28 protein-coding genes are annotated in these 23,349 nt (G+C 70.8%); 22 read left to right on the top strand and 6 right to left on the bottom strand.

Annotated features, from left to right (window positions below):
- The 6 genes from ABZ070_RS09240 to ABZ070_RS09215 all read left to right on the top strand — a co-directional run.
- On the top strand, window positions 1–818 hold an 818-nt coding region (locus tag ABZ070_RS09240; protein ID WP_356631616.1), incomplete at its 5' end, for a hypothetical protein.
- A 128-nt stretch (window positions 819–946) separates the two neighbouring features.
- The gene (locus tag ABZ070_RS09235; RefSeq protein ID WP_356631614.1) at window positions 947–1,639 is read left to right on the top strand and encodes a DUF2993 domain-containing protein; all 693 of its coding nucleotides are present in this window, start codon (window positions 947–949) and stop codon (window positions 1,637–1,639) included.
- A 253-nt stretch (window positions 1,640–1,892) separates the two neighbouring features.
- On the top strand, window positions 1,893–1,976 hold the full coding sequence (locus ABZ070_RS09230; RefSeq protein ID WP_351976584.1) for a putative leader peptide: 84 nt from the start codon (window positions 1,893–1,895) through the stop codon (window positions 1,974–1,976).
- A gap of 148 nt (window positions 1,977–2,124) precedes the next feature.
- On the top strand, window positions 2,125–2,964 hold the full coding sequence (locus ABZ070_RS09225) for a sulfurtransferase (protein ID WP_356631612.1): 840 nt from the start codon (window positions 2,125–2,127) through the stop codon (window positions 2,962–2,964).
- A 30-nt stretch (window positions 2,965–2,994) separates the two neighbouring features.
- Window positions 2,995–3,282, top strand: coding sequence for a DUF1416 domain-containing protein (locus ABZ070_RS09220; protein ID WP_356631610.1), 288 nt, complete (start codon window positions 2,995–2,997; stop codon window positions 3,280–3,282).
- Between the two features lie 103 nt (window positions 3,283–3,385).
- Complete coding sequence (locus tag ABZ070_RS09215) at window positions 3,386–3,649, top strand: DUF3099 domain-containing protein (protein WP_356631608.1); 264 nt, start codon at window positions 3,386–3,388, stop codon at window positions 3,647–3,649.
- A 25-nt stretch (window positions 3,650–3,674) separates the two neighbouring features.
- On the opposite strand, the gene ABZ070_RS09210 is transcribed toward ABZ070_RS09215, so the two are convergent.
- Window positions 3,675–4,037, bottom strand: a complete 363-nt coding sequence (locus ABZ070_RS09210) for a DsrE family protein (protein ID WP_356631606.1) — start codon at window positions 4,035–4,037, stop codon at window positions 3,675–3,677.
- A 104-nt stretch (window positions 4,038–4,141) separates the two neighbouring features.
- Between ABZ070_RS09210 and ABZ070_RS09205 the strand changes: the two genes are divergently transcribed.
- The 6 genes from ABZ070_RS09205 (at window position 4,142) to ABZ070_RS09180 (ending at window position 8,937) form a co-directional block, all read left to right on the top strand.
- Window positions 4,142–5,008 (top strand): hypothetical protein, encoded by an 867-nt coding sequence (locus tag ABZ070_RS09205; protein ID WP_356631604.1) that lies wholly within the window; start codon window positions 4,142–4,144, stop codon window positions 5,006–5,008.
- Complete coding sequence (locus ABZ070_RS09200; RefSeq protein ID WP_356631602.1) at window positions 5,005–5,796, top strand: hypothetical protein; 792 nt, start codon at window positions 5,005–5,007, stop codon at window positions 5,794–5,796. The genes ABZ070_RS09205 and ABZ070_RS09200 overlap by 4 nt, the downstream gene beginning before the upstream one ends.
- Window positions 5,793–6,632, top strand: a complete 840-nt coding sequence (locus ABZ070_RS09195) for a hypothetical protein (RefSeq protein ID WP_356631600.1) — start codon at window positions 5,793–5,795, stop codon at window positions 6,630–6,632. The genes ABZ070_RS09200 and ABZ070_RS09195 overlap by 4 nt, the downstream gene beginning before the upstream one ends.
- A 221-nt stretch (window positions 6,633–6,853) precedes the next feature.
- The gene (locus tag ABZ070_RS09190) at window positions 6,854–7,426 is read left to right on the top strand and encodes an FABP family protein (RefSeq protein ID WP_356631598.1); all 573 of its coding nucleotides are present in this window, start codon (window positions 6,854–6,856) and stop codon (window positions 7,424–7,426) included.
- 92 nt (window positions 7,427–7,518) lie between these two features.
- Window positions 7,519–7,956: a transcriptional repressor gene (locus ABZ070_RS09185; protein ID WP_356631596.1), complete on the top strand. Its 438-nt coding sequence runs from the start codon at window positions 7,519–7,521 to the stop codon at window positions 7,954–7,956.
- A 9-nt stretch (window positions 7,957–7,965) separates the two neighbouring features.
- Window positions 7,966–8,937: a folate-binding protein gene (locus tag ABZ070_RS09180; protein WP_356631594.1), complete on the top strand. Its 972-nt coding sequence runs from the start codon at window positions 7,966–7,968 to the stop codon at window positions 8,935–8,937.
- Between the two features lie 74 nt (window positions 8,938–9,011).
- Here ABZ070_RS09180 and dtd read toward each other — a convergent pair whose 3' ends face one another.
- A complete protein-coding gene (gene dtd / locus ABZ070_RS09175; RefSeq protein ID WP_356631592.1) occupies window positions 9,012–9,449 on the bottom strand; it encodes a D-aminoacyl-tRNA deacylase in 438 nt (145 codons plus the stop codon).
- A gap of 167 nt (window positions 9,450–9,616) precedes the next feature.
- Between dtd and ABZ070_RS09170 the strand changes: the two genes are divergently transcribed.
- The 3 genes from ABZ070_RS09170 (at window position 9,617) to ABZ070_RS09160 (ending at window position 12,574) form a co-directional block, all read left to right on the top strand.
- Window positions 9,617–10,240, top strand: a complete 624-nt coding sequence (locus ABZ070_RS09170; RefSeq protein ID WP_356631590.1) for an AmfC protein — start codon at window positions 9,617–9,619, stop codon at window positions 10,238–10,240.
- 42 nt (window positions 10,241–10,282) lie between these two features.
- Complete coding sequence (locus ABZ070_RS09165) at window positions 10,283–11,254, top strand: asparaginase (RefSeq protein ID WP_356631588.1); 972 nt, start codon at window positions 10,283–10,285, stop codon at window positions 11,252–11,254.
- 75 nt (window positions 11,255–11,329) lie between these two features.
- Complete coding sequence (locus ABZ070_RS09160; RefSeq protein WP_356631586.1) at window positions 11,330–12,574, top strand: GNAT family N-acetyltransferase; 1,245 nt, start codon at window positions 11,330–11,332, stop codon at window positions 12,572–12,574.
- A 68-nt stretch (window positions 12,575–12,642) separates the two neighbouring features.
- On the opposite strand, the gene ABZ070_RS09155 is transcribed toward ABZ070_RS09160, so the two are convergent.
- Entirely contained in the window at window positions 12,643–12,831 is a 189-nt protein-coding gene (locus ABZ070_RS09155; RefSeq protein WP_356631584.1) for a hypothetical protein, read from the bottom strand.
- Window positions 12,832–13,111: 280 nt separating this feature from the next.
- Between ABZ070_RS09155 and ABZ070_RS09150 the strand changes: the two genes are divergently transcribed.
- The 3 genes from ABZ070_RS09150 (at window position 13,112) to ABZ070_RS09140 (ending at window position 15,901) form a co-directional block, all read left to right on the top strand.
- A complete protein-coding gene (locus ABZ070_RS09150; protein ID WP_356631582.1) occupies window positions 13,112–14,011 on the top strand; it encodes a winged helix-turn-helix domain-containing protein in 900 nt (299 codons plus the stop codon).
- On the top strand, window positions 14,008–14,727 hold the full coding sequence (locus tag ABZ070_RS09145) for an HAD-IA family hydrolase (RefSeq protein WP_356631580.1): 720 nt from the start codon (window positions 14,008–14,010) through the stop codon (window positions 14,725–14,727). Before ABZ070_RS09150 ends, ABZ070_RS09145 begins: the two co-directional genes overlap by 4 nt.
- Window positions 14,728–14,812: 85 nt before the next feature.
- Window positions 14,813–15,901 (top strand): aminoglycoside phosphotransferase family protein, encoded by a 1,089-nt coding sequence (locus ABZ070_RS09140; RefSeq protein WP_356631578.1) that lies wholly within the window; start codon window positions 14,813–14,815, stop codon window positions 15,899–15,901.
- Window positions 15,902–15,915: 14 nt separating this feature from the next.
- Here ABZ070_RS09140 and ABZ070_RS09135 read toward each other — a convergent pair whose 3' ends face one another.
- Window positions 15,916–16,689, bottom strand: a complete 774-nt coding sequence (locus tag ABZ070_RS09135; RefSeq protein WP_356631576.1) for an ABC transporter permease — start codon at window positions 16,687–16,689, stop codon at window positions 15,916–15,918.
- Window positions 16,682–17,653: an ATP-binding cassette domain-containing protein gene (locus tag ABZ070_RS09130; protein ID WP_356631574.1), complete on the bottom strand. Its 972-nt coding sequence runs from the start codon at window positions 17,651–17,653 to the stop codon at window positions 16,682–16,684. The genes ABZ070_RS09135 and ABZ070_RS09130 overlap by 8 nt, the downstream gene beginning before the upstream one ends.
- 175 nt (window positions 17,654–17,828) lie before the next feature.
- On the opposite strand from ABZ070_RS09130, the gene ABZ070_RS09125 reads away from it, so the two are divergent.
- The 4 genes from ABZ070_RS09125 to ABZ070_RS09110 are packed head-to-tail and all read left to right on the top strand — an operon-like array spanning window position 17,829 to window position 22,332.
- The gene (locus tag ABZ070_RS09125) at window positions 17,829–18,680 is read left to right on the top strand and encodes a TetR/AcrR family transcriptional regulator (RefSeq protein WP_356631572.1); all 852 of its coding nucleotides are present in this window, start codon (window positions 17,829–17,831) and stop codon (window positions 18,678–18,680) included.
- 8 nt (window positions 18,681–18,688) lie between these two features.
- On the top strand, window positions 18,689–19,297 hold the full coding sequence (locus tag ABZ070_RS09120) for a TetR family transcriptional regulator (RefSeq protein WP_356631622.1): 609 nt from the start codon (window positions 18,689–18,691) through the stop codon (window positions 19,295–19,297).
- 52 nt (window positions 19,298–19,349) lie between these two features.
- Entirely contained in the window at window positions 19,350–21,542 is a 2,193-nt protein-coding gene (locus ABZ070_RS09115) for an AAA family ATPase (protein WP_356631620.1), read from the top strand.
- The gene (locus ABZ070_RS09110; protein ID WP_356631618.1) at window positions 21,436–22,332 is read left to right on the top strand and encodes an aldo/keto reductase; all 897 of its coding nucleotides are present in this window, start codon (window positions 21,436–21,438) and stop codon (window positions 22,330–22,332) included. The genes ABZ070_RS09115 and ABZ070_RS09110 overlap by 107 nt, the downstream gene beginning before the upstream one ends.
- Here ABZ070_RS09110 and ABZ070_RS09105 read toward each other — a convergent pair.
- Window positions 22,323–23,300, bottom strand: coding sequence for a phosphotransferase (locus ABZ070_RS09105; RefSeq protein WP_356631570.1), 978 nt, complete (start codon window positions 23,298–23,300; stop codon window positions 22,323–22,325). The genes ABZ070_RS09110 and ABZ070_RS09105 overlap by 10 nt on opposite strands.
- Window positions 23,301–23,349: the final 49 nt, after the last annotated feature.

Raw genomic sequence — 23,349 nt, 5'->3', positions numbered from 1 at the left:
ATCAGGGCCGAATGCGAGATCTCGTCGAAGCAGGCCGTGATGTCGCCTTCCAGCACCTACTCGTAAGTCTTGGATGCCAAGAAGCGGGTCTCGGCTGCTCGCCGATCATCGCCCCCGGGATGCAGCCCGCCGGGCTGACGGCAGTGCTGGCACTGCTGCTCGCCGGCGGCGCCGCCCTCGGCCCGTACGCGCTGCTCGTGCCGCTCGTGCTGCTCCAGGCCGTCACGGCGGCCGGCTGGTTCCGGCTCAACGGCATGTGGCCGGCCCGGCAGGGCATCGCGCTGGCCTTCCTGGGCGGCGTGGCCGCCGACGTCGCGCTCCTCGCTTCCGGGGAGGGGAACGCGGCCACCGCGATCGTCGGCACGCTCGGCGTGTGGGTGCTGCTCACGCTCGTTCTCCAGCTGCGCAGCCACGCGGGCCCCGACGAGAGGATGTACGGCCTGATGGCGACCGTCGCCTCCGCGGCCCTGGCGATCCTCGCGACCGGGCATCTCGCCGCCGCGGGCGACGCCGTGGTCGTCGGCTCGGTCGCGGTCGCCGTGGCCACGCTCGCCCGTGCGCTGCCACTCGCGGGGCCGGCCTCCGTCGTCCTGTCCCTGCTGGCCGCGGCCGGTGCCGGTATCGCGGCGGGCGGGCTCACCGGCCTGGGCGCCGAGGGCGCGCTGCTGGGCCTCGCGGCGGGCGGGTGCGCCCTGATCGGCCTGCGGGTCGCCTCCTACGACTACCCCTCCCGCTTCGTCCACATGACCGCGGGTGTGGCGCTGCCCCTGACGGCGGCGGCTCCCGCCGTCTGGCTGATCGGCCGCGCGCTCGCATAGCCCCACCACGTCGCGGGCAGGCGCGGAACCATCACAGGCTGCCGGACGTCGATCATTGCGCAGGCGTCGTCCGGACGGATTCGGGCTCAACGGGCGTCCGTGCAGACAGTGTGGGGGACACCGAAGACATGCGTGCACTGCGAATACTGACCGTCGTTGTCGTCGTCCTCGGCGCCCTGTTCGTCGTCGTGGACCGGTTCGCGGTCAACATGGCCGAGTCGGAGGCGGCGGAGCGCATCAAGGTCCAGGAGGGGACGGCCGATTCGACGAACGTGTCCATCAAGGGCTTCCCGTTCCTGACCCAGGCGATGGACAAGACGTTCGACGAGGTCACGATCAGCCTCACCGGCATAGAGACGAGGGCGGCGGGCCGGCCGGTGCGGATCGAGGAGATGACCGCGGACCTGTTCGACGTCCGCGTGTCGGAGGGGTACTCGAGCGCTACGGCTGCCCGCGCAGATGGCACCGCCCGGATCTCGTACGCGGACCTCACCGAGGCGGCGGACGACGGTGTCAGCGTCGCGTACGGCCAGGACGGCAAGGTGAAGGTGACCGGGTCCGTGACGCTGCCGGTGTTCGGCAAGATCACGCGCAGCGTCGTCTCGACCGTGAGCATCGTCGACGGCGACACGATCCGGGTGCGGGCCGACAAGGTGCCCGGCGAGGGCATTCCGGGGCTCGAGGGCGAGGTCCGCAAGAAGACCGACTTCGACCGGAAGCTGGGCGGGCTCCCGGAGGGGCTCGAGCTCACGAAGGTGGAGGCCGGTCCCGACGGTGTCGTGATCACGGTCACCGGCAAGGACGTCCGGCTGGCGGGCTGATTCCTCTCCCTGCGCCCGGGCGGTGCGTACGTCCGTGTGCGCCCCTTGGTCGTAGCCTCTGGTCGTAGCCTCGAGCACAGGCCGAATGGTGAGACGGCTGTGTCCGCTGGGCAGAAGGGGTTGTGACCCGGGTCACGCGCCGACCCCTGGCGAGGCGGCGTGGCCACCTTTGCATTCCGCATAGTGGACGATCGCGTCTCATCATCCGACACGCCGGTGACACGGCGACCGACTCGTCCCTACGATCGGTCCCATGAAGCAGCGACAGGCGGATCTCACGAAGCGGCGGGCAGTAGACCTGTGCCGCGTCGCCGCCATGCTCTGTCGCTCCGTCTGAGCGGGAGCCCTGCCCCGTATCCCCTGGCCCTTCGACCTCTTGTCGGGGCCGCCCCGTGCTGATCGACGCGCTTTCCGCGTACCCGCACACCTCTCGCGCACAACCCCTCGCGCACCACCGCCGCACACTGCCCCGGAGGAGAACCACCATGAGCCGCAGCGACGTCCTGGTAGACGCCGACTGGGTCGAGGCCCACATCGACGACCCGAAGGTCGTCATCGTCGAGGTCGACGAGGACACCTCGGCCTACGACAAGAACCACATCACGAACGCGATCCGTATCGACTGGACCAAGGACCTCCAGGACCCGGTCCGCCGTGACTTCATCGACCAGGAGAGCTTCGAGAAGCTCCTGTCGGCCAAGGGAATCGCGAACGACTCCACCGTCGTCCTCTACGGCGGCAACAACAACTGGTTCGCCTCCTACGCCTTCTGGTACTTCAAGCTCTACGGTCACAGCGACGTCCGCCTCCTCGACGGCGGCCGCAAGAAGTGGGAGCTCGACTCCCGCGACCTGGTCGCCGAGGTGCCGGTCCGCGAGGCCACCGAGTACAAGGCCAAGCCGCAGGACAAGTCCATCCGCGCCTTCCGCGACGACGTCGTCGCCGCCATCGGCAGCCAGAACCTGGTCGACGTGCGTTCGCCCGACGAGTTCAGCGGCAAGCTGCTCGCCCCGGCGCACCTCCCGCAGGAGCAGTCGCAGCGCCCCGGCCACGTGCCCAGCGCCCGCAACATCCCGTGGTCGAAGAACGCCAACGACGACGGCACGTTCAAGTCCGACGAGGAGCTCAAGGCCCTCTACGAGGACGAGCAGGTCGACCTGTCGAAGGACACCATCGCCTACTGCCGCATCGGTGAGCGCTCCGCGCTGACGTGGTTCGTGCTGCACGAGCTCCTCGGCCAGGAGAACGTCAAGAACTACGACGGCTCGTGGACCGAGTACGGCTCCCTCGTCGGCGTGCCGATCGAGCTCGGCGCCAACAAGTAACCCCACCGACCTTCTGCAAGGAGAAACAGCATGTGTGGAGCGCAGGTCGGTGGCCCCGACGCCTCGACGATCAAGCCCGGTGAGACCACCATCCAGGGTCAGGTGACCCGTGACGGCGAGCCGGTGACGGGCTACGTCCGTCTGCTGGACTCGACCGGAGAGTTCACCGCCGAGGTCCCGACCTCGGCGACCGGACAGTTCCGCTTCTACGCGGCCGAGGGCACGTGGACCCTGCGTGCGCTCGTCCCCGGCGCCACGGCGGACCGCACGGTCGTCGCGCAGACGGGTGGCCTCTCCGAGGTGGCCATCGCCGTCTGATTCATTGACCGGCCGAAGGGCCGCACCTCCTGGGGGTTGGACGCTTACCGGGAACGAGGTGCGGCCCTTCGGTCGTGTCCGGGTGCGGTCGTACGCTGGAGGTATGTACGCCCGGCGTCGTCACGCCTACTTCCTGCTGATGGGCGGCTGTCTCGTCCTCTTCGTGTCCGCCTGGGCCGTGGTGCGGCTCTGGTCGGTCCCGGCGGCCGTGGGCATGTGTCTCGTCGCCATGGTCATTCCCCCGATCGCGGCGATGGTCGCGAACCGGCGCGGGCCGGACGACCGCTGGTGGGACGACCCTTCCGGCGACCCGAAGTCCGACGAATGGTGGGACGAACTCGACGGCAAGCGCCGGCCGCGTCAGTAGGTGCCGGCCGCGTCCTTGGACGAGGTCAGTAGACGAGTGCCTGCACGTCCTCCGGCATGATCTCGCTGACGAACACCTGCGCGCCGGCGATCCGCACACCCTCGACGGTGTCCTTCTCCGTGATGTCGCGACGTGCCGCGCACTGCGTGCACAGGGTGATGAGCCCGTTCGCCCGGATGGTCTCGATCAGGTCGGGCAGCGGCGCGGCGTGCGGCAGCTCGAACTCGGCCGCCCGCCCGGGCAGCGCGAACCACGCGGACTCGCCGGTCAGCCAGAGCGAGACCTCCACACCGCTGGCGGCCGCGACGGCCGCGACCGTGAAGGCCTGGGAGCAGCGCTCCGGCGCGTCGGCGCCGGCAGTCACCTTGATCACGAGCTTCTTCGCCATATGCCGAACTGTAATGCGCGGCCCTACAACCCGGATCACCCACTGGGAGTCAGCTGTGTGCGCGGATACGGAATTCGCGCCTCAGGTCTCGTGGGGGGACCCCTTTGGACACGCAGGACAACGAAGTGCCGCAGGCCGCGGCACCTCACACACCACCGAAACCGGAGCCGGCTCCGGAGCGGGAGCCGGCCGCCGTGCTGGGCCTCGACCCGGCGCCCGTCGCGGCCGATGCGCCGACCGGGCCGGCGACGCTGGTCCGTCGCCGCGGCCGCACCACGCTGCTGATCGCCGCCGCCGCGGTGCTCGGTCTCGCCGCCGGCACGGTCACGGGCTACGCCGTCCAGTACCAACGTGAGCCCACACCGTTGCCGGTGCTCTCGCAGCCGGACATCAGGACCCCGAAACCGGTCAAGGCGGGCAGCAACAGCACCGCCAGGTCCCTGTCGGTGAACCGGTGGGTCAAGACCGACGGCGACCTCCGTCAGCTGCTGCTCCCGAAGCCGAAGGGCGCGAAGGAGGAGCAGAAGGCCGCCTGGGACGACCTCTACTCCTTCGCGACGTGGTTCGAGGAGGAGGCCAGAATGTTCGAGAACCTGGCCGAGCAGGACTTCCGCCGGGCGGCGAGGATCAACTGGTCGAAGAATGAGAAGGTCTACGTCGAAATCAGTCTGGTCCAGTTCCGTGAGACCTCGGAGGTCAACGCCGAACAGTTCGGTGAAGGCCAGCAGGCTTATCTGGACGGCGACGACTGGGCGGGGAACGAGGGCGAGCCCATACCGGGCAGCGCCAACGGACGCACCTATGTCTTCGACAAGCCCCTGCGCGAGGCGGGATACGAGCCCTTGTACCAGGGCCGCGCGGTGGCATGGCGGGGTGACATCGTGATGATCATCGAGTACGCGAACAACTCGGGACCGGTCGACGAACGGGACTTGAAGTCGCTCGCCAAGCGCCAGTTGGAGCGACTGTGACCGAACAGCCCGAACAGCCCGAACAGCCCGAGCAGCCGGAGCAGCCGGAGCAGGCCGCCCCTGCTCGGAAGCGGCGCCCATTCCCGGTGGCGCTCGTCGCCACGGCGTTGAGCCTCGCCCTGCTCGCCGGGGGAGGCGCCTGGGGATGGTCGACCCTGAAAGAGGCGGACCGTACGGCGCCCACAGTCATCTGGGCCGAGCCGGCCGAGCATCCTGAGCTGGACTTCCCGCCTCCCGAGCCCACCGGACTCGCCGCCCAGCTGCTGCCGCTGTCCGTCCAACACATGCCGGGGCCGGATGTCGAGGAGTTCGGCAACGACAGCGTGGTCGATGCCCAGCGGGCCGTCGCCCTCCTCAAGCAGGGTTCACGCGGCCTGCCGAGCGCGCAGCGCAAACAGCATGACAAGGCCGTCGACAAGCTCCGGGTCAAGGGCCTCGCCATGCGCAGCTACCGTCCGATCGACGGAAGGTACGTCGTCGAGACCCGGCTGACCCAGATGGAGAACACCAAGGCCGTGCGCGACATGGCCGAGTTCCAGAAGGCGATGGGTGACACGCTCCGAGTGTTCCGGAAGGGCCCGAAGATCAAGGGCCATCCGAAAGCCGCGTGTCACTTGCTGCCCAAGATCGACGACGTGGAACTGGACGCCATGATGTGCACGGGGCACGTCGGCGAAGTGTTCGTGACCATGTACGCGTACGGCACCAAGTCGCTGCCCACCGGGACGATCGCGGCCATGGTACGTGATCAGCTCGACCACATCGCTTCGCCCGGGGAGTCCGTGTGACCGACCAGATTGTTGTCGCGGCCGCGCCGGCCTCCATGACGGAGCCCGAGCTGCTCGTGCCGCAGGAACCCCGCGACCGGCGGAAGCTGCGGGCCGTGCTGCGGTGGACGGCCGCCGTGCTCGTCTTCGCCGCTGCCGGCACCGGTACCGCGTTCGGTATCGCGTCGCAGGAGCGCACCGATGTGCCCGGACTGTCCACACTGAGCGACGGCCGCTGGGACTACCCGAAGCTCACCAAGCCGGCGCTGCCGCCCGGTGCGCCCCTGCCGTTCGTCCAGGAGAACCCGGGCGAGATCCACTACGCGGACCTGGAGCAGCTGCTGCTCCCGGCCCCGGCGGGAAGCAGGCCGGACGCGACCCTGGCCGGTGAGCGCAGCAGGGTACCGGTCGACCGGTATCTGAAGGAGTACGCCGAGGACAGCCGGGAGAGCCTGCGCGAGCACCTCAAGGAAGGGGGCCTGCGTCATGTCGTGGCGCGCGGATGGTCGATGCCCGACGGCACGTCGGCCCGCATCTTCCTGCTCCGCTTCCACACCTCGGCGATCGCGGGCCACTATTTCACCGAGCAGCTCGGCGGTGCGCCGGACACGCTGCTCCGCCCGGCGGACGTCGAGGAGATGTCCTCGTACGACGAGAAGTACATGCACGATGCCAAGGTGGCCTCCACCGAGCGCTACGTCTATGACGAGGCCGCACCCCGCGGCCCGGTCCATGTCCGGCACGCGTACGTGACCGCCGGCGACACCATCGCGCTCGTCGTGGTCTCCCGTAAGGGGACGGTCCCGCTCGTTCCGTTCCACCAGACGGTGATCCTGCAGAACCAGCTGCTCGGCTGACGCGGACCTCACGGAACGGGCCGGACCCGGGCCCACTAAGCTGGGGTCCGGCCCGCTATCGCCTTCACGCTCATTCGAGGAGCACCCCGTGATCGTTTTCTTCGAAGCTCTGCTGGTTCTGGTCTGCGTCGGCGTCCTCGCCTTCGCCGGTCTGACCGTGAAGAAGCTGTACCAGGGCCAGCGATAGTCCCCCGTATCACTACAGATCGACAGAGCTGCTCATGATCGAGATCCCGTCCGACCTGCATCCGGACCTCGTCCCCCTCGCGTTCCTCCTCGGTACGTGGGAAGGCGCGGGCGTCTCCGACTTCCCCGGCGCCGAGAAGTGCAACTTCGGCCAGTCCGTGACCTTCAGCCACGACGGCCGGGACTTCGTCGAGTACGTCTCGCACTCGTGGGTGCTCGACGCCGAGGGCAACAAGGTCAAGCCGCTGGAGAGCGAGAGCGGCTACTGGCGCATCGACAAGGACCGCAAGGTCGAGGTCGTGATGGTCCGCGACCAGGGCATCGTCGAGGTCTGGTACGGCGAGCTCGCCGACCAGAAGCCCCAGATCGACCTGGTCACCGACGCCGTCGCGCGCACCGCGGCCTCCGGCCCGTACACCGGCGGCAAGCGTCTCTACGGCTACGTCAAGAGCGACCTGATGTGGGTGGGCGAGAAGGCCACCCCGGACGTGCCGCTCCGGCCGTACATGTCGGCGCACCTGAAGAAGGTCGTCACCCCGGAGCAGGTCGAGTCCTGGGCCAAGGACCTGGGTGACCTGCCGGACGACGGGATCGCCTTCTTCAAGTAGGCCGTCTCCTTGGAGCAGGCCGTCTCCTTTCCCGGAGACGGTCTCCGAACGGTCCGGCGGGGCCGGGTGCGCGGCTGCCTACACTGGGGGGCGTGGTGAGCACCGACTGGAAGAGTGATCTGCGGCAGCGCGGTTACCGGCTGACACCGCAGCGCCAGCTTGTCCTCGAAGCCGTCGACGCCCTCGAGCACGCCACCCCGGACGACATCCTCGTCGAGGTGCGCAAGACCGCGTCGGGGGTGAACATCTCCACCGTCTACCGGACGCTGGAGCTGCTCGAGGAACTGGGACTGGTTTCCCATGCCCATCTCGGGCACGGCGCCCCGACCTACCATCTGGCCGACCGGCACCACCATCTCCACCTGGTGTGCCGGGACTGCACGGACGTGATCGAGGCGGACGTCACCATCGCCGCCGACTTCACCGCGAAGCTGCGCGACACCTTCGGTTTCGAGACGGACATGAAGCACTTCGCGATCTTCGGCCGTTGCCGGGACTGCACAGTGAAGGCAGCGGAAGCCGAGTCGTAGGCTGGGGCCATGTCATCGACCAGCCCTCTGTTGTCCCTGCCCGGCGCGGTCCCCGCCGAGGGGCGCGACGAAGGGGTCGCCGCGCACTACGGCGACCTGTTCCGCGAGCAGCGTGCCCTCGCCGACGGCAAGGGATTCGTCGACCTCTCGAACCGGGGCGTCGTCACCGTGACCGGCGAGGAGCGGCTGAGCTGGCTGCATCTGCTGCTCACCCAGCATGTGAGCGACCTCCCTGCCGGCCAGGCCACGGAGGCGCTGATCCTCTCCGCCCACGGCCACATCGAGCACGCCCTGTATCTCGTCGACGACGGTGAGACGGTCTGGGCGCACGTCGAGCCGGGCACGCGTGAGGCGCTGGTCGGCTATCTCGAGTCGATGAAGTTCTTCTACAAGGCCGAAGTCGCCGACCGCACCGACGAGTTCGCGGTCGTCCACCTGCCGGCCGGGTCCATCGCGGAGGTGCCGGAGGGCGTCGTCGTACGCGAGACGGCGCACGGCCGGGACCTGTTCCTGCCGCGGGCCGACCTCGAGTCGTACTCGGCGAAGGCCGGTCCGGCCGTGGGCATCCTCGCGTACGAGGCGCTGCGGGTGGAGAGCAGGCGTCCGCGGCTGGGCTTCGAGACCGATCACCGCACCATCCCGCACGAGTTGGGCTGGATCGGCAGCGCGGTCCACCTCCAGAAGGGCTGCTACCGCGGCCAGGAGACCGTCGCCCGTGTCCACAACCTGGGGAAGCCGCCGCGCCGTCTCGTCTTCCTCCACCTGGACGGCAGCGAGGTGCACCTGCCGCCGCCCGGAACCCCGGTGCGGCTCGCGTCCGACGGGGACGAGGGCCGCCAGCTGGGCTTCGTCACGACATCCGCCCGCCACTACGAGCTGGGTCCGATCGCGCTCGCGCTGGTGAAGCGCAATGTGCCGGTGGACGCCGAGCTGCTGGCGGGCTCGACCCCGGCCGCACAGGAGACGGTCGTCGAGCCGTAGGGCCGCGGCGAAACAGGGCCTCGGGCAAGGGCCAGGGCCTCGGCCGCGCCGGGCTCGGGGCCCTGGTCCCCGGCTCAGATCTCGATCAGCACGGTGAACGGGCCGTTGTTCGTGAGCGAGACGCTCATCCGCGCTCCGAACCGTCCCGTCTCCACCTGCGCGCCGAGTGCCCGCAGCTGCGCCACCACCTCGTCCACGAGCGGCTCGGCCACCGGGCCGGGCGCCGCCGCGTTCCAGGTGGGGCGGCGGCCCTTGCGGGCGTCCCCGTAGAGGGTGAACTGCGAGATCACCAGCAGGGGCGCGCCCACGTCCGAGCAGGACTTCTCGTCCTCGAGCATACGAACCGACCATAGTTTCCTGGCGAGTTGGGCCGCCTTCTCCTTGGTGTCCTCGTGGGTCACCCCCACCAGCACACACAGCCCTTCCCCGACGATCTCGCCGACGGTCTCCGGTCCCGATTCACCGGGCACCACGACGCTCGCCCCGTCCACCCTCTGCACCACTGCACGCATACAGGCCAACCTATCGGGGTCGTCCGCACCGCCATTCAGGGCCGAACGGGTGCAGAGCGCCTGCGACGGGACGTATCGGAGTGGCACCATGCACCAAGGCGGTGCAACCCCTCGGCCCTCCGGGCCTGGGGAGGCCCATGCACCGGTCGAGGGGACGGACTACGCAGATGAGCACTTCTGGCGCCGGGCAGTCGCTCGGTCCCGTACCGATCCGGCGGCAGCGACCCGTTCCGGCGAACCGGCCGCCGCGGCAGCGCAGCGGCGGGGAGCTGCCGGAGCACCCGGAGCACGACCTGGGCGCACTGCGCCTGCCCGAGCTGCGCACGCTCCGCCGCGACTCCCAGCGCGACGAGGCCGACCTCAGCTATGTGCGGCGGCTGGTGCAGGGCCGTATCGACATCCTCCGCGCCGAGCTGGCCCGCCGTACGGCCCCCGGCACGCCGGTCGGGGACCGGCTGCCGGTCGACCGGCAGCTCGTCGACCGGCTGTCGGAGATCCTCGCCGACGCGCCCTCCCGGCGGGGCTCCTCCGCCCGTCACGTCACGCTCTCCACGCCACGCGGCGAGGAGTACCGGCGCCTCGCCTCCGACATGCTCGATGAGGTGGAGCTGTCCGACCTCGACGCCCGTACGGACGAGGAGCTCCACGCGGCGATGGGACGGCTGCTCGGCTATGAGCAGCAGGTCTCGCACCGCCGCCGGCTGCTCCAGCGGACCGCCGACGATTGCAGCGCGGAGATCGCCCGCAGGTACCGTGAAGGCGAAGCACAAGTAGACGACCTGCTCACGTGAAGCGATCCTTCCGGTGCGGGTCCCCTGCCCGGAAGGCCGCCCATGTCCGCCTCGTCCTCCTCCAGCACCCTCGCGATACCCCCGGTTCTCGCGGAGGTCGTCCGCTCCGGTTTCGTGGAGGGGCGCCACCGGGGCTCGCTCGTCGTCCTGGCGGCGGACGGCAGTGTGGAGCTGGCGCTCGGCGACCCGTCCCTGCCCGTGTTCCCGCGTTCGTCCAACAAGCCGATGCAGGCCGCGGCCGTGCTGCGCGCCGGGCTCGACCTGGATGGGGAGCGCCTCGCGCTGGCGGGGGCCAGCCACTCGGGCGAAAGCTTTCACCTCGATCTTGTGCGCAAGATGCTCGCCGAGCACGGCCTGTCCGCGGGTGAGCTGCAGACGCCGCCCGACCTGCCGCTGGACCCGGTCGAGGCGGAGACGTACCTGGCGTCGGGGCACGTACGCGACAAGGTCGCCATGAACTGCTCCGGCAAGCACGCCGCGATGCTCGCCGCCTGCGCCGCCAACGGCTGGGACCGCACGAGCTACCTCGACCCGGCGCACCCGCTGCAGCAGCTGGTCCACACGGTGGTCGAGGAGGCGGCCGGCGAAGCGGTGACGGCCGTCGGTACGGACGGCTGCGGCGCGCCGCTCATGGCGATCAGCCTGACCGGGCTGGCCCGCGCCTTCCGGCACTTCGTGCTCGCCGCACCCGGCTCGGCGGAGCGCCGTGTCACCGACGCGATGCGCGCGCACCCCGAGTACGTGGCCGGTACGCGCCGCCCCGACACCTGGCTGATGCGCGGGGTGCCCGGCTCGCTCTCCAAGATGGGCGCGGAGGCGGTGCAGGCTGTGGCGCTGGCGGACGGCAGGGCGCTCGCCTTCAAGGTCGAGGACGGGGCGACGCGGGCGCTGGGGCCGGTGCTGGCGCGGACGCTGCGGCTGATGGGCGTCGAGTCGCCCGAGCTGGACCGGATCGGGAGCATGCCGCTGCTCGGCGGGGGCGTCGAGGTGGGATCGATCCGGGCGGCGTTCTGACGAGCCTCGGGGGGGCGACGGGCGGGGCCGGAAATCCGGGTGCGGGGCCCGGCCGCGCACGCCTAGCGTGTCGGCATGACCGTCGAAACGCGCCTGATCGCCGAGTCCGAGTACCCCGACTGGCTGAGGGCGCTGGCCACCGGTTTCCTCCGGCCGCCGGTGGTCACGGATGAGGAAGCCGCCGAGCGCCGGGCCGCCACGGACCTCGGCCGGGTCAGGGGCGCGTTCGACGAGGGCCGGTGCGTGGCGACGTTCCGGTCCTTCGGCCAGCAGCTCACCACAGTGGGTGGCGCCCGGCTCGCCGCGAGCGCCGTCTCGAACGTCACCGTCTCCCCGACCCACCGCCGGCGCGGCCTGCTCGGCTCTTTGATGGATGCCGAGCTGTCCGAGGCCAAGGAGCGCGGTGAGACGGTCTCGACGCTGATCGCCGCCGAGTACCCGATCTACGGCCGGTACGGCTACGGCCCGGCCACCACGACCACTCAGTGGTCGGTCGACGTCCCCCGTGCCGGTCTGGACCCGCGCCGGTCGGGCCCGGACGACGGCGGCCGGATCGACCTGGTCGACGGCACGGACGTCCGCAAGCTCGGCCCGGAACTCCACGGGCGGCTCGCGGCCGCACAGCACGGCCTTGTCGACCGGGACGAGCGCTGGTGGCAGGTCGCCACGGGCCTGAGGCGGCTCGCCTCGCACCCGTGGACGGAGCCGTTCCACGCGGTCTACCGCTCGGCGGACGGCTCGGTCGACGGGCTGCTCACATACGCCGCGGACGACGAGTGGGGAGACGCCAAGCAACCCCTCAACACGGCCACGGTGCGTGATCTGATCGCCCGCACCCCGGCCGCCGAGCGCGCGCTGTGGCGTTTCGTCTGCTCGATCGACTGGATCGTCACGGTCCGCTCCGGCTACCGCGCCCCCGACGATCTGCTGCCCCACCTCCTGCCCGACCCGCGTGCGGCGCGCGTCGTCACGCACGCGGACTTCCTGTGGCTGCGCCTCTTGGACGTCCCTGCCGCGCTGGAGGCCCGTACCTACCCGACGTCGGGCACGCTGGTTCTCGAGGTCGCCGACGCGGCAGGCCTGGCCGGCGGCCGCTTCCGCCTGGACGCCTCCCCGGACGGCGCGACCTGTACGCCCTCCAGCGGGTCCCCGGACCTCACCCTGGAGGTCGGTGAGCTGGCCACGCTCTACCTGGGCGACGAGTCCGCGACGCGCCTGTCGGCCCTCGGCCGCCTCGACGAGCACCGCTCGGGTGCGGCGAAGACGGCGGACGGGCTCTTCCGCCCGGGGCGCAGGCCGTGGTGCCCGGACGTGTTCTGAGGGCGCCCCGGACCGGCCCCGGTGGGCCTGGTCCAGGGCGTGGTCCGGCGACGCCGGACAGTGGCAGGTCACCGGCCCGGCTGCGTCAGCAGCAGGACAAGGATGATGGAGCCGATGGCTGTGCAGGTCGCGCTCCTGGCCTTCACCCCGATGGTCAGCATGGCCAGACCCACCACGCCCATGGCGCCGAACTGCCATTGGACGAGCTGCTCGAAGCCGAGGGCGAAGGTTGCGAGTACAAGGGCGAGCAAGGGCATGGGGGTCCCCTCCTTCAAACGGCGGGGAGCGCCCCCTGCCCGCACGCCGTTGTACCCGGCCAGGGCGCCCCGTGGATGTTCGCTCGAGCAGTCAAGTACCGGACAAATGGAGCCGGTTGACCTATTATTTGTCTTCCCGCTGAATGCATGCCGGTAAACTTGTATGACTATTGTCTGGGCCAGTTGACTGGAAATTGCCCGGTCATGCTGAGGTGGACCGGTCCTGGCTGATTCGACAAGACAATTACGCCTGTCCTCGCAGTAGTTGTACGGTGTGGTGGTGCCAACACGCGGACAAGCAGGTGACGACGGCAGGAAGTACGAGTACGTCGCGGAGCAGTTGAGGTCCCGCATCCGCAGCGGCGTGTACGGAGTCGGCAAGCTGCTGCCCACGCAAAGGGAGTTGGTCGACGACTTCGACGTCTCACGCGCGACGGTCACCACCGCGCTGCGGATCCTGCGGAACGAAGGTCTCATCGAGTCCCGCCAGGGCAGTGGAGCCCGTGTTCTGCCTGCTCAGGCAGGCTCCGCCGGCGCCACGGCGCCGGGTGTCCCGGCGAGTGCCCGTCCGGCGCTGGAGACGCTCCACCCCCACCTTCAAGCCGCTTTCGAGGCGGAGCACATCACCATGGATGTGTTCTCCCTGACGTCGGAGACGATGAATCGGCACCTGGGGGCGCAGATCACCCGAATCCACGACCGCGAAATCCAGCCACGGAGCATCTCGCTGCGGCTGATGCTTCCCGACCCGAAGATCAGGCTGGCGTTCCCCGCGTCCCTCGACGACCCCGAGGACGAGCGGCCGCGCCAGCGACACCGTGACACGTTGATCCAGTGTTCCCGTTCGCTGCGGAGCGAGTTGCGTAGTCTCAAGCGACAGAGGCTCGTCGCGGAGGTGTCGGTCCGGATCAGGACCGTGCCCCTCACGCCGACCGGCAAGATGTACCTGCTGAACCAGGATCTGCTGCTCGAGGGCTACTACACCCTGGAGGGCACGGATCCGGATCAGGTCGAGGGCGAGGAGCAGGAGGGCACAACCCTCAACTCGCTCGGACTCGGCGCCACGCTTTTTCCGTACTCCAAGCCTGACCAGGCACTGAAGGTGGAGACAGCGCAGTCCTTCTTCGACTCCTATTGGGACCTGCTGGCCCAGGATGCGGACTTCGTCAACCAACCGTGACCACAGAAACCTCCACCTCCACCCCGCCATGGGGTCTGCTGTCCAGTGCCTCCCTCGTCGTGTGGGACTTCGACGGCCCCGTATGTGATCTGTTCGCCGGCAACGCAGCCTCGGGTATCGCCGAGAGGCTCTGCACGCTGATAGGAGCGGACGACTGCGCCGCAGCCGGAATCACCGGTGAGCGCGACCCGCTGGAAGTGCTGCGGCGGGTGGATGCCACCCATCGGCGTGATGCCCCCGACGTGATCAGGACCGTCCGTAAACGGCTGGACGAGGAAGAGACGGAGGCGGCGGAGACCGCCACCCCGACGCCCGGCGCGCGGGAGGCCATGGTCCGGCTCAGGCGGGGTGGCGTGCGGATGGCCGTCGTCTCCAACAACTGCGAGGCGGCCGTGCGCGCTTATCTCGACCGCCATGAGCTCTCCGGGTTCTTCACCGCCGGGCTCATCGGCCGGCCCGAGGATCCGTCCTTGATGAAACCGCACCCCGACGGGCTGCTCCGTGTGCTTCGAGCGAGCCGGACGAGGGCCGCGGACGCGGTGATGATCGGTGACTCGGGGGCGGACGCGCGCGCGGCGCGCGCGGCGGGTGTCCACTTCATCGGAGTGCACGCCGATCCGGGCCGATGGCAGGACACGGATCCGTTGGACGTGGTGCACGCCGTCCCCGACATCGAGTCCCTGCTTCACGACTTTGTTGCGGCGCAAGGGGTTTGAGGCTCCGGCTGCTGTTGGGTATGAAGTTGATCGGCGGTAGGTGACGACCCGTCCGTGACTTCGGCCTCGAGAGCGCAGGAGCCGCATGCCCGATGTAGCGCGCAGCGACTCCGGCCGCGTCGTGGACAGTTGGGAGTCGCTGTACCGGACGGCAGCCGAGAGCACCCCGCTCACCGGCTATTACCACCGCAACCACTGCGCGCGGCTTCCTCCCGCGCTGGCCCGGTCCGTCGCGCTGCCGTCCGGAGCGATCGTGAAGCTACGGGCCCCGATCACCGACGCCGTCCAGCTCAATCTGCGGATCTGGCCGGAGGGCGAGGTCCTCGGCGCCATCGAGGGCCGGGTTGCGGACAGTCCCCGGGTCCTCGCCGACCGGCCCGGTTTCGCCGTGCATTCCTTCGCCGCGGGCCGGACGCTGGCGGACCTGGTGGGAGACGGCGGTGCGGTGGGCCGTGCGCACATCGAGTCCTTGGGGGAGCTGTTCCGGCAGTTGGCCGCGGTGCCCTCCGCCCGGCTGCCGGCGTGCCCGGACGGCTGGCCCCGGGACGGGGACTGCGCCGGCTTCCTGCGCACCCTTGTCGATTTCACCGAGACCGAGGTGAAAAGGCGCCACGGTAAGGACCAGCAGGCCCTGTTCTCGGCGCTGCAGGTGCCCGACGACGCCTTCGCGCGGCTGCTGGAGCGCGCCGGCTCACTCGGGGAGAGGCCGTTCGTGCTCCTGCACACGGACATCCATCGCGGCAATCTCATCGTCGGCCCCGACGGGCGGCTGTCGCTGATCGACTGGGAGCTCGCCCTCTTCGGGGACCCGGTGTACGAGATCGCCTCGCATCTCTCCCGTATGCGGTACGCGAAGCGGGCGGAACGACGGGTGGTGCGCGCGACATGGCGAACGGCACTGCGCCACAGCCACCCCGCGGCGCTGGAGGGCCACCGCAGGGCTCTGAGGATCTACCTGGATTTCGAGCGGCTGCAGTCGGTTCACATCGACGTGATCAGGCTGGCGCTCGACTTCGCGCGCTGTCCGGACCGGGCCGGCCGTGAGCGCTCTGTCGCCGGCATCGAGGCCGTACTGCGGGCAGCGCGCAGGCCGCTCGGTATGCGTCGCGTGCCGAGCCGGCGGCGGATAGCGCAGGCGCTGGCACACGCCGCTCCTGCCGCTCCCGCCGCCTAGAGCTCTTGGTCACTTCACGACGTCCGCGCCTTGAACAGCACCCCCGACATTCCCACCGCCACGGCCAGGATCCCGCCGCACCACGCCAGTGCCTGCCAGGGTGCCGAGCCGACCGGTTGGGCGTGGAGGAGGCCGCGGAGGGATTCGATGAGGGGGGTCACGGGCTGGTGGTCGGCGAAGCCGTGGAGCCAGGTCGGCATCGTGTCGATGGGGACGAACGCGCTGCTCGGATAGGGCAGGAACATCATGAAGAAGGTGAAACCCGCCGCCGCTTCCGGCGTTTTCGCGAGCAGACCGACCGCCGCCGAGAGCCAGGACAGGGCCACCAGGAACACGGTCAGGATGCCCGCGGCGGCGAGCCATCCCATCGGGGTGGCCGAAGGGCGGAAGCCGATCAGTACGCCGACGGCCAGGACGAGCGCGGTCGAGAAGAGATTGCGCAGGGTGCTGGCCACCACATGGCCGGCGAGGATCGACGTGCCGCTGATGTCGAGGGAGCGGAAGCGGTCGATGATGCCCCCCTTCATGTCCTCGCTTACCCGCACCGCCGTGCCGGACGAGCCGAACGCGGCGCACAGGACGAGGATGCCGGGCGCCACGTAGTCGACGTACTGCGTACCGGTGTTGATGGCGCCGCCGAAGAAGTAGACGAAGACGAGCATCAGCATGACCGGCAGCACCATCGAGGTGATGACCGCGTCGACGTCCCTGCGGCTGAGGCGGATGCAGCGGCCGGTCATGGTGAGTGCCGGGGTCAGGAGGCCGGCGGTGCCGGTCGCTTCAGACATGGGCGGGCTCCTCTTCGGTAGGGGCGCCGGGCCGGGTGAGGGAGAGGAACACGTCGTCGAGCGTCGTCGTGTGCAGACAGAAGCGGGTCACGTCGCTCCGGGCCGGATCGATCTCGTCGAGCAGGGCCCGCACCTCGGCCGCCGTGCCGCTGGTCGGAAGGCCGAGTGTCAGGGTTTCGGGGGAGCGGTGCACGGCGCGCGCCTCGTGCCGCCGGTATGCCGCCGAGTCGGCGAAGACCAGGTCCAGACGGTGGCCGCCGACCCTGGCCTTCAGCTCACCGGCGGTGCCTTCGGCGATCACGCGGCCGCCGTCCATGACGGCGATGCGGTCGGCCAGCCGGTCGGCCTCCTCCAGGTACTGCGTGGTGAGGAAGACGGTGGTGCCCCGGCCGGAGAGGTCGCGCACCACCTGCCAGAGCTCCTGACGGCTGCGCGGGTCGAGCCCGGTCGTCGGTTCGTCCAGGAAGACGACGCCGGGGTCGCCGACGAGCCCGGCGGCGAGGTCGAGCCGGCGGCGCATTCCTCCCGAGTAGGTGGCCGCGAGGCGGTGGGCGGCGCCGGTGAGGTCGAAGCGTTCCAGCAGCTCGGCGGCACGGCGACGGGCCGCGGTGCGGGAACGGCCGCTGAGGCGGGCCATCATGCGGAGGTTCTCCTCGCCGGTCTGCTTCTCGTCCACCGCCGCGAACTGGCCGGTGAGGCTGATGGCGCGGCGTACGTGGCTCCGCTCGGTCAGCACGTCGTGGCCGGCGACGCGGGCGCGCCCCGCGTCCGGTGCGGTGAGCGTGGCGAGGATCCGCACGGTTGTCGTCTTGCCGGCGCCGTTGGGCCCGAGCAGGGAGAAGACGGTGCCCTGGTCGACCTTGAGGTCGACGCCGTCGAGCACCGTCACCTTTCCGTACGCCTTGCGTAGCCCTGTGGCCTCGATGGCCGGCCCGTCGGTGGCCGGTGGTCGGTCTGTGCTCATCTGCGGGAACCCCCTTCGGCGCTGCGCCTGCGCATGCCTGTGCGCAGGCCTCGGCCTGCTTCTGCGTATGTCATACGCGTTACTGTGTAAGGGTTACGCATTACTAGGATGGGCGTCAAGCGCGAGAAAGCCCGGGGCCGAACCCGGTGGCGGAAGCGGCGGAGGCGGCGGAGCGATGGCGGGCGACGGACGTAGGCGCGGACCGGGCGGTGCGCGGACCAGCACCGGGCTGCCCGCGAGCATCGAGGCCGCGTGGGGGCTGCGGGAGCGCCCGGGCAAGGGGCCCAAGCCGGGCATCGGCGTCGAGCGGATCGTCGCGGCCGCCGCCGCCGTGGCGTCGTCCGAGGGGCTCGCGGCCGTCTCCATGGGGCGGGTCGCCAAGGAGCTCGGCGTCTCGACGATGTCCCTGTACCGGTACGTGGCCGCCAAGGACGAGCTCTACATCCTGATGCAGGAGGCGGCCGTCGGCCTGCCGCCAGCGCCCCCGCCGCCCGGCACCGGCTGGCGTGAGGCGCTGGAGGCGTGGGCGTGGGCGCAGCGCGAGGTGTTCCACCGGAACCTGTGGATGCTGCGCATCCCCATCTCCGGCCCGCCGGCCACACCCAACTCGGTCGCCTGGTGGGACCGGGGGCTCGCCGCCCTCGCGGACACGGGTCTCGACGAGGGCGAGAAGATCTCGGTCATCCTGCTGGTCGGCGGCTTCGTGCGCAACGAGGCCCTGCTCATGGCGGACCTGGGTGCCGCGATCGCGGCGAGCGGGGAATCCGCCGAGGTGGTCATGGGCCGTTACGCCGAGACCCTGGAGCGTTTCGCCGACCCCGAGCGCTATCCGGCGCTCGCCAAACTGCTGGAGTCGAGGGTGATGCACGAACCCGACAGCGCGGACTTCGAGTTCGTGTTCGGTCTGGAGCGCCTGATGGACGGGGTGCAGGTGCTGATCGACAGACGCGGCCGGGTGAACGGCCCAGGCAGCGGCAGCGTGGACGGCGGGGGCGCCGGCCCGCGCGAAGGGGGCGTCGAGGCGTGAAGGGCGAGATGGGGCTGCGGGAGCGCAAGAAGCTGTTGACGTACCGCGCGATCTCGGAGGCCGCGATCGCGCTCTTCCTCGAGCGGGGCTTCGACGCCGTGTCCGTCGCCGAGGTGGCGGCCGCGGCCGACGTCTCCAAGCCGACCCTTTTCCGGTACTTCCCGGCCAAGGAGGACCTGGTGCTGCACCGGTTCGCCGACCACGAGGACGAGGCGGCGCGCGTGGTGGCGGCGCGGCCCGCCGGGGTCTCGCCGCTCACGGCGCTTCACCGGCACTTCCTCGACGGCCTGGAGCGGCGTGACCCGGTGACCGGGCTGAACGACGACGAGCGGGTGCTCGCCTTCCACCGTTTGCTGTACGGGACCCCCAGCCTGGTCGCGCGGCTGCCCGCCTATCAGGGCAGGTCCGAGGCGGCCTTGGCGGACGCGCTGGGGGCGGCCGGTGCGGAGGGGCTCGGCGCCCGGCTCGCGGCGGGGCAGATCGCGGCCGTGCAGCGCATCCTCGCGGAGGAGAACTGGCGGCGGATCGCGGCGGGTGAGCGTGCGGTGGAGGTCGCTCCGGACGCGGTGGCGGCGGCGGACCAGGCGTTCGCGCAGCTGCGTGACGGGCTGGAATGATGCTCGGTTAAAAATGTGACTCGGTTGCGTTATTCTCCTGTGTATGAGGGGAATGACGTCACTCGACCACGACCTGGCCCGGGAGCGGGCCTTCCACGAAACCTGCCGCGCCGCCATGACCGCCATGGTGGACGGCGCGGACCACCGGGTCGCCACCGGCGCCGACGTGTCCGCGTCCGGCGCGGACGCCGAGGCCCTCGGCCGCCAGTTCCGCAGTCACGCACGGGAACTGCGCGAACAACCGCCCGGGCCGCTGTTCTTCGGCCGTCTCGACCACGAGGACGGCCGGAGCCACCACATCGGCCGCCGCCGCATCAGCCGTCGCCCCGCCGACCCGCCGCTCGTCATCGACTGGCGCGCGCCCGTCTCGCGCACCTTCTACCAGGCGAGCGCCCACGACCCCCAGGGCGTCGCCGTGCGCCGCCGGTTCGGCTGGGCACCGGGCAGCGACGGCGACTCCGCCGACCTGACCGGCCTGGAGGACGAGCACCTCGGCGGGCCGGACGCCACCGGAGCGGCCGCACGCGCGAGCGCGATCGTCGCCGACGAGATCGAACGGCCGCGCGTCGGTCCGATGCGCGACATCGCCGCCACCATCCAGCCCGAACAGGACGATCTCGTACGCGCCGAACTGGCCGACACCGTCTGCGTCCAGGGTGCCCCGGGCACCGGCAAGACCGCGGTCGGCCTGCACCGCGCCGCGTATCTGCTCTACACGTATCCGCAGCGCATCAAGCGCAGCGGCCTGCTGATCCTCGGCCCCAACCGGACCTTCCTGTCCTACATCGCCGAAGTGCTGCCCGCGCTCGGCGAGATCGACATCCGCCAGTCGACCGTCGACGACGAGATCGCACGGCACGGGACGCGGCAGGAGGACTCGCATGCCGCCGCGGCCCTCAAGCACGACATCCGCATGGCGGCCGTACTGCATCGCGCCCTGTACGCGCGGGTCGTACCGCCGACGGAGCCGCTCGCCGTCCCCGACGGCTCCTACCGTTGGCGCGTGCCGCTCGGCGACCTGGAGCGGATCGTTGCCGATGCCCGCGAGGAGGCGCCGCCGTACGCCGTGGGCCGCGAACGGGTGCGCAGTCGCGCCGTCCGCGCCCTGCAGCTCCAGGCGGAGCGGCGGGCAGGGCCGGTGAGTGCCGCATGGGTGCGCAAGATCGCCAGGGCGCGGGCGGTCGGCGCGTTCGTCGACGCGGTGTGGCCGAAGGCGCTGCCCGAGGAGGTGCTGGCCGAGGTGCTCACCGATCCCCGCGACCCGCTCCTGACAGCGGCCGAGCGGGACGCCCTGCGGTGGGCGAAGCCCCCGCGCTCGTACCGGTCCGCGAAGTGGTCCGCCGCCGATCTCGTCCTGCTCGACGAGCTCGCCGGCCTGATCGAACGCCCCGAAGGCTACGGGCACATCGTCGTCGACGAGGCACAGGACCTGTCGCCGATGCAGTGCCGTGCCATCGCCCGCAGGGCGGGATTCGGCTCCCTCACCGTGCTCGGTGACCTCGCCCAGGGCACCACGCCGTGGGCCGCGCGCGACTGGCCGCGGCAGCTCGCCCACCTGGGCAAGGAACGCGCCACCGTGGTCGCCCTGACGGCGGGCTTCCGGGTGCCGGCGGCGATCGTGGACCTCGCCAACCGTCTCGTCGGAGCCTTGGACGTCGACGTGCCGCGGGCCCGGTCGCTGCGCCGGGACGGCGAGCTGACGATCCACGGCGTCGACGACACGGCCGCGGCCGTGGTCCCTGTCGTGCGCGACGCCCTGGCGCGCGAGGGATCGGTCGGTGTCATCGCGGCGGCCGGCCAGGCCACGGAACACCTGCGCGATGCGCTCGCACCCCGTCTGTCCGACAAGGAGCGCGCACGGGTCAGTGTCCTGCCGGCAACGCTCGCCAAGGGCCTCGAGTACGACCATGTCGTCGTCGTGGAACCGGCGGCGATCGTCGAGGCGGAAGCGCGCGGACTGCACAGGCTCTACGTGGCGCTCACCCGGGCCGTCTCCCGCCTCGACATCCTGCACAGCCGTCCGCTGCCGCCGGAACTGGGCGTTCCTGACCGACCGTTCGCGGCAGGCGCCCGCCGCCCGTTCGGCGCGGGCGGTCCGCCGGGCCGCGTGTCAGACTCCGCGCATGACTTCACAGACGATCACCGCGGCGGCCGCGGGAAGTTGGAAGCTGGGCGACCTGACAGTCAACCGGGTCGGGTTCGGCGCCATGCGGCTGACGACGAATGCGGGCGGCGGCCCCAGTGACCGGGACCGGGCGATCGCCGTGCTGCGCAAGGCCGTCGAGCTCGGGGTGAACCACATCGACACCGCTGCGTTCTACTTCTCCTCGACACGCTCCGCCAACGAGCTGATCAACCGGGCCCTTTCGCCGTATCCGGACGACCTCGTCATCACCAGCAAGGTCTGGCCCGGACGTGATCCGTCGGGGGAGTGGTGGTGGGCGACGCCGGCGCAGCTACGGGGCCAGGTCGAGGAGAACCTGCGGCAGCTCGGCCGTGACCACCTGGACGTCGTGAACCTGCGCCTTCCGCCCAGCGTGCAGACGGAGTCCCTCGCCGAGCACTTCGGTGTGCTGGCCGAGCTGCGGGACGCCGGGCTCATCCGGCACCTCGGCGTCTCCAACGTCAGGCCCGGACATCTCGCGGAGGCCCGGGCCATCGCGCCGGTGGTGTGCGTACAGAACCCGTACGGAGTCGGCGGCGCCTCGCCCGAGCACCGGGCGTTCCTGGAGGCCTGCGGAGAGCAGGGGGTGGCGTTCGTACCGTTCTTCGCGATCGCCGGCGACGGGCGCGAGGCGGGGGCGAGCGGCACGGACAACGCCGAGGTGCTCGCCGTGGCCGGCGCCCACGGCGTGAGCCCCGCGCAGATCCGGCTCGCCTGGACGCTGCAGCAGGGGGCGCACGTGCTCGCGATCCCGGGCACCGGCAACCCGGACCACCTGGCCGACAACGTGGCCGCGGGCGCGCTGCGGCTCTCCGACGAGGAGATGGCCCGGCTGAACGCGGTGGAGCCGGGCCCGGCCCGTCAGCCGTAGCGGCGCAGCAGCGCCAGGAGGTAGTCCTCGAGCCGCCGGGCGAGCACGGCCCCGGTGAGGTCCGTACGCCCCAGCTCCCGCCACGGCACCGCGACCTTCTCCGCGTCGGGAGCGAACGCGAGGGCGTCGAGCATGCGCCAGTACAGATGGGCGGCCGGGTCCTGCGACAGCCGGCCGCCCGCGGCGGTGTAGCGGTCGGCGAAACGCATGCCCGCGTCGGGGCCGTGCAGCAACGCCAGCGCCGTCGAGCAGTGGGCCACGTCCAGGTCCGCCGGCCCCCAGGAGGTCTCCACCCAGTCGACGACGCCGCTGATCCGTGTCGCGTCGGCGTCTTCGGTGAAGAGCACGTTCCCCGGGTGGAAGTCCCGGTGCAGGAAGCACCCTTGGTGGTCGGGCGGATCCCGGCGTATGACGTCGACGGCGCGTCGCCAGACCTCCGGACGATCCGTGGCCTCGGGCAGCCGGACCACCTCGGGTGACGTCCACGCCTGGTAGGCACGCGGCCGGGCCCCTTCCGGCACCTGCACCCGATGGATGCCGACGAGCTGGCGGGCGAGAAGCCCGGCCCGGCGTTCGGCGCCGTCCTCGCCGAGCCGGACGCTGCCGGGCAGCAGGGTCATCAGCAGGGAGGGGTGGTCGCAGTGCTCCCCGTCCGCGTCGAGGGCTTGGAACGTTGCCACCGGTACGTCGGTCGGGCCGAGCATCGTCAGGATGTCCGCCTCGCGGGTGAGCATGGCGGGGGCGTGCCGGACGTAGAAGGGCTTGACGAACGAACGCAGCACCAGGTGCCGCCCGTCGCCGCCGGGGCCGGCGACACGCAGCCGCCGCATCGACGAGGTCCACCCGCCGCGAAGCCGCTCGACGGCCTCGATCCGCTCGCCCGCGCCCAGTTGCTTCTCGACCCAGGCGCGTGTCGCCGCCCAGCCCTCGGGTCGTTGCTGCCGTTGGCCGGCGGTGTCCCCGTTCATGCCGCACACGCTATCGATCTTGGCGTGCGTGCCGTGGTGGTTCGGCGCG

The organism is Streptomyces sp. NPDC006283 (assembly GCF_040613325.1).
GTDB lineage: Bacteria > Actinomycetota > Actinomycetes > Streptomycetales > Streptomycetaceae > Streptomyces.
This window is presented reverse-complemented; position numbering and strand designations above follow the sequence as displayed.